This window comes from Streptomyces sp. NPDC015139 (genome assembly GCF_043079785.1).
GTDB lineage: Bacteria > Actinomycetota > Actinomycetes > Streptomycetales > Streptomycetaceae > Streptomyces > Streptomyces albidocamelliae.
On record NZ_JBIBUW010000009.1, the window covers coordinates 177,590 to 190,549 of the forward strand.

Annotated in this window: 11 protein-coding genes; 3 read left to right on the plus strand and 8 right to left on the minus strand. The window is 72.4% G+C overall.

Annotation, left to right across the window (positions count from 1 at the left end; genetic code table 11):
• Positions 1 to 111: 111 nt before the first annotated feature.
• Positions 112 to 513 carry a hypothetical protein gene (locus tag ACF08B_RS24745; RefSeq protein WP_392319416.1) on the plus strand — a complete coding sequence of 134 codons (402 nt, stop codon included), beginning with the start codon at positions 112 to 114 and terminating at the stop codon, positions 511 to 513.
• A 17-nt stretch (positions 514 to 530) separates the two neighbouring features.
• Here the strand turns inward: ACF08B_RS24745 and ACF08B_RS24750 are convergent, their stop codons facing one another.
• Both ACF08B_RS24750 and ACF08B_RS24755 read right to left on the minus strand, forming a co-directional pair.
• Entirely contained in the window at positions 531 to 2,732 is a 2,202-nt protein-coding gene (locus ACF08B_RS24750) for an FUSC family protein (protein ID WP_392319417.1), read from the minus strand.
• Positions 2,733 to 2,836: 104 nt separating this feature from the next.
• Complete coding sequence (locus ACF08B_RS24755; protein WP_392319418.1) at positions 2,837 to 4,288, minus strand: purine-cytosine permease family protein; 1,452 nt, start codon at positions 4,286 to 4,288, stop codon at positions 2,837 to 2,839.
• Positions 4,289 to 4,450: 162 nt separating this feature from the next.
• On the opposite strand from ACF08B_RS24755, the gene ACF08B_RS24760 reads away from it, so the two are divergent.
• Positions 4,451 to 5,104 carry a maleylpyruvate isomerase N-terminal domain-containing protein gene (locus ACF08B_RS24760; RefSeq protein WP_392319419.1) on the plus strand — a complete coding sequence of 218 codons (654 nt, stop codon included), beginning with the start codon at positions 4,451 to 4,453 and terminating at the stop codon, positions 5,102 to 5,104.
• A 29-nt stretch (positions 5,105 to 5,133) separates the two neighbouring features.
• Here the strand turns inward: ACF08B_RS24760 and ACF08B_RS24765 are convergent, their stop codons facing one another.
• Positions 5,134 to 6,339, minus strand: a complete 1,206-nt coding sequence (locus ACF08B_RS24765) for an alpha/beta hydrolase family protein (protein WP_392319420.1) — start codon at positions 6,337 to 6,339, stop codon at positions 5,134 to 5,136.
• Positions 6,340 to 6,497: 158 nt separating this feature from the next.
• Between ACF08B_RS24765 and ACF08B_RS24770 the strand changes: the two genes are divergently transcribed.
• Complete coding sequence (locus ACF08B_RS24770) at positions 6,498 to 7,100, plus strand: hypothetical protein (RefSeq protein WP_392319421.1); 603 nt, start codon at positions 6,498 to 6,500, stop codon at positions 7,098 to 7,100.
• On the opposite strand, the gene ACF08B_RS24775 is transcribed toward ACF08B_RS24770, so the two are convergent.
• From ACF08B_RS24775 to ACF08B_RS24795, 5 genes are all read right to left on the minus strand, one after another.
• Entirely contained in the window at positions 7,097 to 8,026 is a 930-nt protein-coding gene (locus ACF08B_RS24775) for an urea transporter (protein WP_392319422.1), read from the minus strand. The genes ACF08B_RS24770 and ACF08B_RS24775 overlap by 4 nt on opposite strands.
• Before the next feature lie 220 nt (positions 8,027 to 8,246).
• Positions 8,247 to 9,200 carry a restriction endonuclease gene (locus tag ACF08B_RS24780; protein ID WP_392319423.1) on the minus strand — a complete coding sequence of 318 codons (954 nt, stop codon included), beginning with the start codon at positions 9,198 to 9,200 and terminating at the stop codon, positions 8,247 to 8,249.
• Positions 9,201 to 9,409: 209 nt separating this feature from the next.
• Entirely contained in the window at positions 9,410 to 9,565 is a 156-nt protein-coding gene (locus ACF08B_RS24785; RefSeq protein WP_093472119.1) for a DUF6131 family protein, read from the minus strand.
• Positions 9,566 to 9,769: 204 nt separating this feature from the next.
• A complete protein-coding gene (locus tag ACF08B_RS24790; protein ID WP_392319424.1) occupies positions 9,770 to 11,200 on the minus strand; it encodes an MFS transporter in 1,431 nt (476 codons plus the stop codon).
• A 134-nt stretch (positions 11,201 to 11,334) separates the two neighbouring features.
• Complete coding sequence (locus ACF08B_RS24795; RefSeq protein ID WP_392319425.1) at positions 11,335 to 12,828, minus strand: long-chain fatty acid--CoA ligase; 1,494 nt, start codon at positions 12,826 to 12,828, stop codon at positions 11,335 to 11,337.
• Positions 12,829 to 12,960 lie beyond the last annotated feature (132 nt).

Consider the following 12,960-nt stretch of genomic DNA (forward strand, 5'->3'; position numbering starts at 1 on the left):
CGGGTCCGGGACGGGAAAACGCCCGGTCGGGGCGGGTTCCGGCCGGTCCTTCGCTGTCATGACGCAACCTCGGCCCGTGCGTTGCCCTCTCACCCTCCGAAAGGGGGACACATGAAGATCACGCTTCGGTCCGCGTCCGTCGCCGCGGCGCTCGCCGGCTGCTGCCTGGCACTCGTCTCGTGCGGCACGGACCACCCGGAGGCGCGCGGGACGGCCACGGCCACGCCCGCGCCGGGAGTCCCGGCGCTCCGGGCGTTCCGGACGTACCTGCGGACTCAGGGGCCGAAGGCGGACGCCGCCATCGCCTCCCATGTGCGGGGCGTCCGTGTCCACGAGGCCGGGTCCGGCGCGCGGACCCGGGCCACGGTCGAGGTGGACTACGGGGTGTGGGACGACGAACGGCTGGACCGCACCGCCGAGGTGTTCGCGCGGTGGCGGCGTTCCGTGTACGGCGACCACGGCCACGTCCGGGTACTGGCACCGGCGAAGATGGACGCGGAACGGGACTGGTAGGAGGGGCGCGGCCCGGCTCAGTCGTGGACGGGTGTCATCTCCGCGGTGGCCCCGGCCGCCTGGTCGCCGTACGCGATGCGTGACATGTCGGTCAGCAGCGAGTCGAGCCAGGACACGGTGGCGTAGTACAGGCGCGGGGCGCCGGGCGGCTCCAGGGTGAAGCCCGCGAGGACGGAATCGATCAGCGGCAGGGGCGTGGTCGGGGTGTCGTCACCGGGGTCGAGGGCCGCCGACACCAGCAGCATCCGCCCGGCCACCCGCTCCCCCAGTCCGCCGACCGAGTCGGCCGCGGCCATGTTCAGCCTGGCGAGCGGTGGGTCCAGCAGCCGGTCGGAGCCCCACAGGGTGTGGTGCCCGGCGATCAGCACCGACTGCCAGTCCGCGGGCTGCACCGTCTCGTGCCCGCGCCCGCCGAAGGGCGTCGGTTCGCTCTGGTACTGCGCGTACGCCGACTCGGCGAGGATGACCGCGCGTTGCAGGGACCGATGGCCGGGGACCCGCGAGGGGGCGGCCGTCCCGCAGCCGCCCGCGACGGAGGCGCCGGTCGCGACCACGATCTCGGCCGCCCGGCGCAGGAGTTCCGCCCCCGCGTGCCGCAGCTCGTCATGGGCTCCCCGGGGCCAGGCCAGCAGGCCGAAGACCGCGCCGATCGCGCTGCCGACCAGCACGTCCAGCATCCTGGTCTCCGCCAGTCGCCAGGTCGGCGGCGCCAGCTGGGCGAAGACCAGGGCGACGAGCACGGTGAACAGACCCTGTGCCCAGCCGACGCCCTTGACCGGCCCCACGGTGAAGGCGAACAGCATCCACAGGGGCAGCAGGGCGGCGTACACGGCGTTCTCGGCGCCCGCCGCGGTCAGGATGCCGGCGGTCAGCACAGCCCCCGCGAGCGTGCCCGTCAGCGCCCGGCGGATGGTGCTCCAGGTCTCGTCCATGGTGGTCCGGGTCAGGGTGAGCGTGGCCAGGGTGGCCCAGAATCCGTGCGGCAGGGTGTCCAGCCCGGCCACGAGTCTGGCCGCCGTCAGGGCCAGGGCGATACGGACCGCGTTCTGGAAGAACACCGACCCTCGTCCGGCGTGGCCGCGCAACCGGTGCCACCACAGGACGGGGGCCGCGGCGGTGGCGTACCAGAACCGGCCCCGTGCCACCTCCACCCGGGCGTGCCGGCCCCGCACGGCCAGATCGGCCGCGGTGCCCATGGCGAGCGCCGCGTCGGCGATCTCCAGCAGGGCGGCGTGCAGGCGCAGTACGGCGGGCGGGAGACCGGCCGGTGTGGTCCCGTTCTCCGGTACGGATCGGGCGGAGCCGGTGGCGAGGAAGGCCGGGCCCGCCGCCCCGGCCGTCGACGCGGTGCCGGGTTCGGTGGCCGGGCCGGGTCCCGCCGACGCGGCCGACAGCCGGGCGCGGGCCTCGACCAGCTCCTTGTGCGGCTCCACGGGGGACGGTCCCCCGTCCAGGCACGTCTCGGTCGCCGTGGCCAGCCGTGCCACGGCCCGCAGGACCGCGAGCACCTGGGGGCCCGGTCGTTCCCCGCGCACCGCGCGCAGCCGTGCCAGCCGCCCGAGCAGGGCACGGGTGGCGAGGCCCGTGTGGGACAGTGCCCGGTCGCGCACCCCGGGCCCGGCGGGGCGCTCCGCCTCCGGCACGGTCAGGGACCGCAGCGACTGGCCCGCCTCCCGGGCCTCGCGGATGTCGTCGGCGGTCAGGGCGTGCGGCGGCGCGACGAGGAGGATCGCGCAGCGGGCGGCGGTCCCCGCGGCCCGGGTGGCTCGCGCGCGGTACGTCTCCGGGCGCCGCTCGGGCAGGATCAGCGCCTCGGCGGCGATGAACAGGGCCAGCCCGGTGGTCGTCCCGATCAGCCGGTCGTCGAGGGAGGCGGGGTCGTACGGGGGGAACGACGGCAGGATGTACAGCAGCTGCAGGCCCGGTGCCGCCCCCGCCTGACGCGGCCCGCCCACGGCGGAGAAGGCCAGCGCGAAGCCGACCACCAGCATGCCGACGACCGCGGTCCACGTCCGCACCGACAGGTAGGTGCCGACGACGACCAGCACCCAGCACACCGGCACCAGGCGGGCCACCACCGCCGCGCGCTGCCGTCCGGTGCCCGGGATCCGGGAGAGGCCGCCGAGGGCCACGGTGGCGAACAGCGCGTACGTGGCCGCGACGGGGTCGCCGAGGCCGTAGCGGAAGAGGAAGAAGCCGGCTGCGGCGACCAGCGTCACACGTATCGCCCGGCGGCCCGGGGCCACGTAGGCGGCCGGTATCCGACCGGCTGGGACACCCCACACCCCTACAGAATCTCCCACCCGCCCACGCCCGGCACCTTTCAGGGTTCTCGGTGCTCGTGCGCGGCGCGCTCCAGCTCCTGTGCCTCCGCCTCCGCCAGCCGGGTCTCGGCCTCCACGTCGATCGAGCGGGTCAGCCACCAGTAGAGCAGCGCGGACACCGGCAGCCCGATGAACAGGGAGATGTCGGCTCCGCCGAGCGCGTCCGCGGCGGGGCCGACGAACAGGGTGCCGACGGAGAAGAACGGGACCATGACGGCGAAGCCGACCAGGTAGGCGATGATGCCGTGCCAGCCCCACCGGCCGTAGATGCCGTTCGGCTTGAAGATCTCGGCGATGGCGTAGTGGCCGCGGCGCACCACGTAGTAGTCCATGAGATTGACCGCGGTCCAGGGGATGAACAGGTAGAGGACCAGCAGCAGGAAGTTGTTGAAGTTGGCGAGGAAGTTCGCCGTCGCGGACAGCGCGCCGATCAGGGACAGCGCCGCGGTCAGGCCGATGGTCAGCAGGCGTACGCCCAGCGTCGGCCGTACGCGTTTGAACGAGTCGATGGCGCTGATGAGGGTCAGCGAACCGCCGTACATGTTGAGCGCGGTGACGGAGACCAGGCCGAGGGCGGCGAAGAGCAGCACGATCGCGCCGAAGCCGCTGAAGACCTTGTCCCCGGCGGCGTTGATCGACTTGATCGTCTCGAAGTCCTGGCCGGCCCACGCGGCGAGCAGTGCCCCGAGGACCATCAGCCAGATGCCGCCGAGCGCGGAGCCGAAGTACGTCCAGTAGAACGTCTTGCGCACCGTCACGTCCGGCGGGAGGTAGCGCGAGTAGTCGGAGACGTAGATGGCCCAGCTGATCTGGTAGCCGGCGACCACGCCGAACTGCGCGAGGAACGGGGTCAGCTTGAAGTCGCCGAGGTCGAAGGCGCCCGCCGGGTAGTGCAGGGTGACGAGCACGCCGACGGTGAAGATCCCGAAGACGACCAGGAAGGTGTACGTCAGGACCCGCTCGGCCTTGTGGATGATGTCGTAGCCGACCAGCGCGATGACGAGCGCCACGATCGTCACCACGACCACCCACAGCTTGACGCTGCCGTGCAGGGTGGTGTGCAGGGAGTCGGCGGCGAGGATGCTGTTGAAGACGTTGAAGCCGGCGTACTGCACATAGGCGAAGAGCCACACCAGCAGGGCGCCGACGTAGCCGAACTGGGGGCGCGACTGGATCATCTGCGGCAGGCCCAGCTGGGGGCCCTGGGCCGAGTGGAAGGCCATGAAGAAGGTGCCGATGACCGTGCCGGAGACGATGGCCAGCAGCGACCAGATGAGGTTGCCGCCCTCGGTGATGCTGATCAGCCCCACGGCCAGGGTGGCGATCTGTGCGTTCGACATGAACCACAGGGGGCCCAGGTGCCAGAGCTTGCCGTGCCGCTCGTCCAGCGGGACGTAGTCGATGGACCGGACCTCGAGACCGGACACCCGCGGCTCCGCTGAAGTGCTCATGACGCCTCCCGAGGCCAGTGTGCCCCTCAAAGGACATTGTCGTCTTCCGGGGACGCGGTGACGAGCGCGGATCGGGCGTGGATCGGGCGCGGACCGCGAACGGGTTCCCGGCCGCTCGAATTGCGGTTGTCCACGGTTCCGTTCCGGCTCTACGGTGCCGCCGTGGATCACTTCTCACGCTCGTGGACGGCGTTGCGCACCGCGGTGGCCGAACTGGGGGACGCGGATTTCGCGCGGCCGTCCGGCTGTGCCGGCTGGCTCGTACGGGACCTGGTGTGCCATCTGGTCATCGACGCCCAGGACGTCCTGATCACCCTGGTCACGCCCGTGGACGCCGAGCCCACCGTGGACGCGGTCACCTACTGGAGCCTCGTGGAACCGCCGACCGGCGAGGACCCGCTGGACGCGCTGATCCCGCGGCTGGCGGCGGCCTACGGCGAGCCGTGGCTGCTGAGATTCCACCTCGACGACGTGGGATCCGCCGCTGGCCGCGCCGCCGGACTCGCCGATCCGTCCGTCCGGGTCGGCACCCGCGACCAGGTGCTGACCGTCGGCGACTACCTGACGGCGTACGTGCTCGAATGGACGCTGCACCACCTCGACCTGATCGCGCATCTGCCGTCGGCCGCCGGGCCGCCCGCCGACACGCTCGCCGCGGCCCGCGCCGCGCTGGAGGACATCGCCGGGGCCCCGTTGCCCGCCTCCCTCACCGACCGGGACGCGCTGCTCGTCGGGACCGGCCGGCGCGCACCGACCGACGCGGAGACCGCCGCCCTGGGCGCCCTCGCGGCGAGACTCCCGCTCGTCCTCGGCTGAGGGGACGCGGCCGGTCCGCGGCCGCGCACTCAGCCGGCGTGCAGACGCGTGTCCAGCCAGTCGAAGACACGCTGTTCGAACAGGGCGCGGCCCATCGGCTCGCAGTGCATGTGCGCTCCCTCCGCCTGTGTGAAGCGCACCAGGTGTTTCGGGCCGGGCAGCGCGTCGTAGAGGCGCTGCGAGGCTCCGGGCCAGAAGTGCTCGCCCTCGGGGTCGGTGATCAGCAGGGGCGTGGTGATCCGGTCGAGGACGGGGGTGAGGTCGTACCGGGAGACCTCGGCGAGCAGGTCGAACGGGGAGTCGACGGCATAGGGCTTGGCACGCCAGCGCCAGGTGGCGGCCAGGGCGGGGTCCTCGTCCAGCGCCTCCAGGACGACCTTGTCGAAGGTCGCGCGGTCGCCCGACTCCCACAGGGCGCGCAGGTCGGGCCCCAGGTTGCGCCACCAGCTCTGCACCACACCGACCACCCCGGGGTCCGCGACGGCGGCGGCGACGCGGTGCTCGAACGCCAGCGCGCGGGGCACCCAGTAGCCCGCCTGACTGATGCCGGCGAGGACGATGCGGCGGGGGTCGACGTCCGGGCGGTCGACGAGGAAGTCGACGACCGGTGTGACGACGTTCTCCCAGTCGTGCCGGAAGGTGACGCCGCGTTCGAAGAGCATGAACTGCTGGCCCGGGCCGTCGAAGAGCAGCGCACGGTATCCGCGGGCCACGGCCGGCGCGGCGAGCAGGGTCCACGCGGAGCTGATGGGGCCGTCGCTGCCGTTGTTGGCGATCAGTACGGGCAGCGGGCCGGCGCGGTCGGCCGGGCTCACGAGGTATCCCGGCAGGGAACCGCCCTCGTACGGGATCGCGACCCGTTCGGCGGGGGGCTCCCAGGCACGCAGGAAGCGGTCGAAGCAGTCGCGGTGTTCGGCGAAAACCTTCCGCAGATGGGTCTCCGGATCCGGGAAGGCGTCGACGGCGACGAGGGCCGTGCCGAAGTAGCCGGCCGCGCGGAGGTACGCGTCGCGGGCGCTGGTCGGATGTCCGGCGGCCCCGCTCCGCTCGGCCTGTGCGCGGACCCGCCGGGCCAGGTCGGTCCACACGGTGAACCACCGCCGCCCGTCGCCGTCCGCTACGGCGGACGCGGCGGACAGCACCTCGCCCACGTCCGCGCCGTGCTGCCAGGCCGAACCCAGCGCGAGCAGGATCTCGTAGTCGAACTGGTCGTTGTCGCTGAATCGGTGGGTCATGGCTGCTCCCGGACGGACCGGCACTGCCCCCGCGTCCGAATCCCACGGTAGGAGCCCGCCGGACGGCCCGCACGCGGTGCGGCGTGCGACCGGTGGTGGGCGACCGCATGATGGAGGAGCGGTGGCGGGGGCGGTCACGACAGTGAGGGGAGAACCGCATGGCGCAGCAGCAGTCGGCGACGAAGGCCCCGGCCGAACAAGCCGTCGGTGCGGGCAGTGTGTTCCTCTCGTTCGCGCCGTGGATCATCTTCGGGGTGGTCGCGAGTCCCAGCACCTGGGAGTACGCGGCGCTCGCCGCGCTGGTCGCCGCGATCGTGCTGTCGGGCAAGGACATGCTCCGCGGGAGGCTCCGCGTCCTGGACATGGCCGGCATCGTGTTCTTCGCCGTGCTCTCGGTCCTCGCTCTGGCCCTGGACCGCGGTCAGCTCATCTGGCTGGAGACCTACGCGCAGGTCATCTCCAACGGGCTGGTGGCGGTCGTGGCGCTCGGCTCGCTCCTCGTCGATCCCTTCACCGCCCAGTACGCCCGCGAGTCGACGCCCCGGGAGTACTGGCACTCGCCGGTCTTCCTGCACATCAACCGGGTGCTCACCGGTGCCTGGGGCCTGGTGTTCGTCCTGATGACGCTGTCGACCTGGCTGGCCATCCGCTTCCCGTCCCAGGACGACTGGTTCAACTGGGTCATCCCCGTCGTGCTGCTGGTGTGGGCCATCAGATTCACCAACAGCTACCCGGAGTCGTACAAGGCGCGCGTGCCCTAGGGGTGTGCCGCGGCGCCCGGCGGGACCCGCTCCCCGGTGAGACGGGGGAAGGCGCGGGCCGCCACCAGGAAGACCGCCGCGGTCAGCACGAACGGCCAGGTGAGCACGTGTCCTCCGGACGGGGCCAGCAGAGCGGCGACGGCGGGTGTGAACGTGGTGGCGGTCGCGGCGCCGAGCAGCGCGTACCCGAGCGTGGCCCGGGTCGCCGCCAGGCACCCCCCGTGGAGCGCGAGTGTCACGAGCACGGCGTTGTACCCCATCGTGCCGTCGGCGATCCGCGCGGCCGGCGCCCCCAGCGCCCAGGCGGTGAGGAGGCCCGCCGCGCTTCCGGAGCAGGCGGCCAGACCCGCCGCCCGGCTCGCCAGGAAGAGCCCCGCGAGCAGCAGTGCCCCCGCGTACCACTGGTCCAGGAAGAGGACTTGGGACACGTTGCGGAAGAACGCCCGCCACAGGTCGTACGGGAGGAGGGCGGTCGGACCGGTGGCCGGCCGCGGGAGTACGGCCCTGCCGTCTCCGGGGGGCCGGATCCGCCGGAAGGCGGGCGCGGCGAGGGTCACGGCGCCCGCCAGCAGACAGAACGGCACGGTCAGCGGCGGCAGGCTCCACCCGCGCAGCAGCCGGGTCACCGCGGCCGTGACGATCGTGGCCAGAACGGAGCTCGCCGCCGCGAGCAGCGCCGTCGCCGGCCGGCCCGCGTCGAGGAAGACCGCACAGCACAGGGCGGTCAGACAGGAGTTGAAGCCCTCCAGCCCCGCTCGCACCCGGTCGCGGTCCACGCCCAGCAGGCACGCGGTCGCGGTGCCCAGGGCGGCGCCGCCCACCGCGTAGGCGCCGTAGCGCCAGTCCGCCGCCAGCAGGGCCAGGCCGAGGACGGCTCCGGCCCAGGCACGGTCCAGGAACAGGATCTGGGCCAGGCCCCGCAGCACGTACCCACCGAATGCCGGGCCCCTGCGCCCGGGCTCGTCCGACCGCCGCCCCCGTCTTCGCTTCGACGCGAGCCCACGGCCGGGCACCGGCATCCTCGTGCCGCACCGCATACGCTCAACCCCCACCTCTTGGTTTTCCGCTTCGCGGCACTGTATTTCCGCGATACGACATGGAGGTGTGGTCGACCACGTAGTGGACCGTCCCTGCCGCCGGGGCCGCTCAGGGAGCCGTCGTGACCTCGAAGTCCCAGGGGCGGGGCCCGGTGCCGTCGTGCCAGGCGCTCAGTTCGTCGCCGTTCACGCACAGGATTCCGCACTGTTCGGCGTATTCGAGGGCGGGGGCGGTGAAGTCGCTCGTCGTGACGACCACGGCTATGTCGGCCTCGTGGACGGTGAAGCAGGTGCCCCCGAACCGCTGGAGATCCTGCGAGCCGACCTTGTTGGTCTCGCCGTAGCGCTTGCACTGCACGATCAGGCGCCGCCCGTCCGGGGTGACGGCGGTGACATCGGCTCCCAAGTCCCCGGCTCCTCCGACCACTTCGACGTCCCCGCAGCCGTCACGCAGGCACAGGTCGGCTATCGTCCGCTCGAAGGCGTCGGGGTCGAGTTCGGCGCAGTCCACCGGCTGGTCGAGGACGGCGGTGGGCTCCTCCCCCACCGCCGTCGTCAGGTCGGGCGCCTGCGGCACCCCCGGACGGAGGGGATCGGCGCCGTACCCGGGGGCCGGGGCCGCCGCGCCGGTCGGGCACTCGACGGCCGGCACCGCCGCGGCCGCCGCCATGTCCCGCACGCCTTCGGCCACCGCCGTGCCGTGGGTGTCCTCTGCCACCGCCATGCCGTACGTGTCCTCCGCCGCCGTCGCGCCGCGCATGTCGCGGAGGTGGTCGGACGCGGTCTCGGCCGCGGCCTCCAGCGCCTCGGCCGCGCGGCGCGCGCACCTCGCGGCGGACAGCCTGCGCCACCGGGACCGGGAGGCGAGCACGGACGCGACGATCAGTACGGCGAGCAGTCCGGCCCACACCGGGCGGCGCTCCACCATCCCCACCGCGAGGCGCGCCACCGATGCCACGAGACACAGGACGAGCGCCAGCAGGACGAAGAACAGTGTGGTGGTACGGAGGTCGAACCGCCGGTCGCGGTACAGGCGTCGGTCACGTGGTGCGGGCACGGTCATGCCGGTCTTCCCCTCCCGAGAACGAAGATCGTTCATGTCCTCGTTCCCAAGATCACCGACTTCACCGGTGGGGAGGGCAACCCGAGTTGGGGACGACCGGACGAGGAGGGCGGGACCTCCGGACGCGGCGGAGCGGGTTCCCGCACGGACGCGGGAACCCGCTCCCGGCACCCGCCTTTCGGTGCCGGACCTCTATGAGGTCGGGTCGGTCACCAATAGTGCCGTCGGCCGGCGACCGCGTGCCCCATGGAACCCAGGATCCACAGAACAGCCCCGATCACCACCAGGATGATGCCGATGGTCCACAGGATCGATACGCCTGTGAGGAAACCGATGATGAGCAGGATGATGCCGAGGGCGATCATGTCGTGCCTCCTGCCGATAGCATTCCTTCTGCTCTCCGTGTGCCCCCAACTCGCTTTTATGTGCGCCAAAAAGAGCAAAAGCTTTCCGGGGAGATCCGCGCTTGGTGGAAAAGCTCGGGATCGAGCCGCATTGAGGAGGGAAAGCAAGGTGCCCGACGCCACTTTCCTTCCCATTTGAGGTTGACCAGCGAATTAATCTTCGTATCACCGGCCATGACCGGCCGCAGGTGCCGTCGAACCGGTCGCGCCGGTCCGTCTGCCGGTCGTGAGGGCGACGGCCAGCAGGAGGAGTCCGCAGGCCGCGACCAGGAGCCAGCCGGGGCGGGAGGCCCGGGCGAGCCCGGTGGGTTCGGCGCCGGACACGAGCGCGCCCGCGAGGGCGATGCCGAGGGCGGCGCCGAACTGACGTGCCGTGGAGGTGATCGCCCCGGCCACGCCGGCCCGGGCGGGAGGCAGCCCGCTGACCGCGGTGTTGGTGAGCGGCGCGTTGGCGAAGCCGAAGCCGACGCCGATCAGGAGGGAGGCGAGCAGCAGCAGGAGAAGACTCGTGTGCGGCCCGAGGCGGGTGAGGCACAGGCCTCCGGACGTGATGAAGACCGCGCCGAGGATCAGCGGGAGCCGGGGGCCGACGCGCCCGACGAGCCGGCCGGACCAGGGTGCGCACACGGTCGCTCCGACGGCCATGGGAAGGGTCACCGCGCCCGCCGCGAGGGCGGTGTATCCCCGACCGTGCTGCAAATAGAGGGTGTTGAGCAGAAGCGTCACGTTCAGCGCGACGAAGACCGCCGTCGCGCCCACGGCCGCGCCGCCGAACGAGGGACTGCGGAAGAGCCGCGGATCCATCAGCGGCTCGGCCCGGCGGGACTCCACCCACACGAATCCCACGGTCGCGACGGCACCTGTGGCGTAGGCACCGAACGCCGCCGGTGCCGTCCAGCCGATGCGGGGGCCTTCGATGAGCACGCCGATCCAGACCGCGATGACCACGGTCAGCAGGACCTGCCCCGGCACATCGAGCCGGCGGGCCCGCGGTGCCCTGGACTCCGGTACGAACACCGCGCTGAGCACCAGGGCGGCCACCACGACGGGGGCGTTGATCCAGAACAGCGACCGCCAGCCGAACCCCTCGACCAGCGCGCCGCCGGTGACCGGGCCGACCGCCATGCTGAGCCCGAAGACGGACGCCCAGACACCGATCGCCTGCGCCCGCTCCCTCGGATCGGGCATCGCGTTCACCACGATCGCGAGCGCCACGGGACTGAGCATCGAGGCGCCGACCCCCTGGAGCGCGCGGGCCGCGACAAGGGCGCCGACCGACGGCGCCAGCGCGCAGACCAGCGAGGCCGCACCGAACACGGCCAGCCCGCACTGGAACACGCGTCGCCGCCCGAACCGGTCCGCCAGTGCGCCGGACGAGATCAGCAGGGCGGCCAGGACGATGGTGTACGCGTCCACGGTCCATTCGAGGCTGCGCGTCCCGACGCCGAGTCCGCGTCCGATCGCGGGCAGGCCCACGTTGACGACGGTGGTGTCCAGGCCCACCAGGAACATGCTCAGACAGCAGACGGCCAGCACCGTCCAGCGTCTGCGCGAACTCGGTTCGGGTCCTGCCGGAAGAACGGTTGTCGTGGTCACGGTCGCCTCTCAGGTACGGGAGCACTGAGAGGCCAGGCTCGGCCAGAACGGCAACAACCGACCAGCGTTTTTGCGGGGACCGCAAAAGAACGGCGGGCCGGGCCCCGTGGTCGTTCCCCGTCGGACCCCGCCCGTCAGGCGACCGGCGCCGTGATCTCCCGCTTGAGGATCTTGCCGCTCGGACCCATCGGCAGGGCGTCCGCCAGCCAGACACGGCGCGGGTACTTGTAGGCCGCCACCCGGTCCCGGACGAACCGCTGGATCTCCTCGGTGTCCGCCTGGACGCCGGGGCGCAGGACGACCGCGGCGGCGACCTCCTCGCCGAGCCGCTCGTCCGGCACACCGAGGACCGCGGCGAGGGCGACGGCCGGGTGCTCGTGCAGCACCTCCTCGATCTCACGCGGGTACACGTTGTAGCCGCCCCGGATGATGAGGTCCTTCTTGCGGTCGACGATGTACAGGTAGCCGTCCTCGTCCCGGCGGGCCAGGTCGCCCGTGCGCAGCCAGCCGTCGGGGATGGTGGCGGCGGTCTCCTCGGGCCGGTTCCAGTAGCCCTTCATCACGTTCGGCCCGCGTACGGCCAGTTCGCCGACCTCCCCCGGCGCGACGTCGCGGCCCCCGTCGTCGAGCAGCCGCACCTCCACGTCGCGTATGGGGGTGCCGATGGAGCCGGCCTTGCGGGGGCGGTCGGGGTGGTTGAAGGAGACCACCGGGCTGGTCTCGGACATGCCGAACCCTTCGAGCACCATGCAGCCGAAGCGCCGCTCGAAGCCGTGCAGGACCTCGACCGGCAGGGACGCGCCGCCCGACACGCACATGCGCAGGCTGGACACGTCGGCCGCGCCGGCCTCCGGATGCTGGAGCAGCGCGGCGTACATGGTGGGGACGCCCTCGAAGACGGTGGCCCGGTCGCGGGCGATGGCGTCCAGGACGATCTGCGGCTCGAAGCGCGGAACGAGGGTGAGGGACGCGCCGCTGAACACGGCGACGTTCATCGTGCAGGTCTGCCCGAAGATGTGGAACAGCGGCAGACAGCCGACGATCACGTCCTCGGACGTCATCCGCTGCACCTCGGTGACATTGACCTCGGTGTTGTGGCGGATGCCGGCGTGGGTGAGCGAGGCGCCCTTGGGACGGCCGGTGGTGCCCGAGGTGTAGAGCAGTACGGCGATGTCGTCGCCGGCGGTGGCGGCCACCTCGTGGCGCGGTTCCAGACGGGCGAGCTCGGCGGCGAGGGCGGCCGGTTCGACCGCCAGGTGCCGTACCCCGGCCGCCGCGGCGCCGGCCGCGCCCTCGCCGGGCGCCTGGTGCCACTCGAAGAGCAGCACGGCGCCGGAGTCCCTCAGGTGGTACTCGGTCTCGCGTTCCTTGAGCAGCGGGTTCATCGGCACGACGATCGCACCGGCGCGGAGGACGGCGTAGTAGAGGACGACGAACTCGGGTACGTTCGGCAGCATCAGCGCGACCCGGTCGCCCGCGCGCACGCCCTCGGTGTGCAGGAGGGCGGCGGCCTGGGCGCTGAGCCGGTCCAGCTCGGCGTAGGTGGTGGTCACCGGTCCCAGCCGCAGGGCCGGGTGCTCCGGCAGCCGGCGCGCCGTGTCCACCAGGAATTCCGCCAGGTTGGCCATGATGCCTCCTCGCATCCGTGCTCTCGGCGTTGGCGGGTCCCGTCGTCAACGCTCACGAGATCGTGTCCCGCGGGATCATGGACGTCCATGGCGGCGCCGACAGTTCGGAGGTCCCGGTGTTGTTCCGGGCCA

Bases quoted from the DNA above. Each gene is read 5' to 3' on its own strand.
- ACF08B_RS24745 (WP_392319416.1), top strand. From the start codon at position 112: ATGAAGATCACGCTTCGGTCCGCGTCCGTCGCCGCGGCGCTCGCCGGC.
- ACF08B_RS24755 (WP_392319418.1), bottom strand. From the start codon at position 4,288: ATGAGCACTTCAGCGGAGCCGCGGGTGTCCGGTCTCGAGGTCCGGTCC.
- ACF08B_RS24765 (WP_392319420.1), bottom strand. From the start codon at position 6,339: ATGACCCACCGATTCAGCGACAACGACCAGTTCGACTACGAGATCCTG.
- ACF08B_RS24770 (WP_392319421.1), top strand. From the start codon at position 6,498: ATGGCGCAGCAGCAGTCGGCGACGAAGGCCCCGGCCGAACAAGCCGTC.
- ACF08B_RS24780 (WP_392319423.1), bottom strand. From the start codon at position 9,200: ATGACCGTGCCCGCACCACGTGACCGACGCCTGTACCGCGACCGGCGG.
- ACF08B_RS24785 (WP_093472119.1), bottom strand. From the start codon at position 9,565: ATGATCGCCCTCGGCATCATCCTGCTCATCATCGGTTTCCTCACAGGC.
- ACF08B_RS24795 (WP_392319425.1), bottom strand. From the start codon at position 12,828: ATGGCCAACCTGGCGGAATTCCTGGTGGACACGGCGCGCCGGCTGCCG.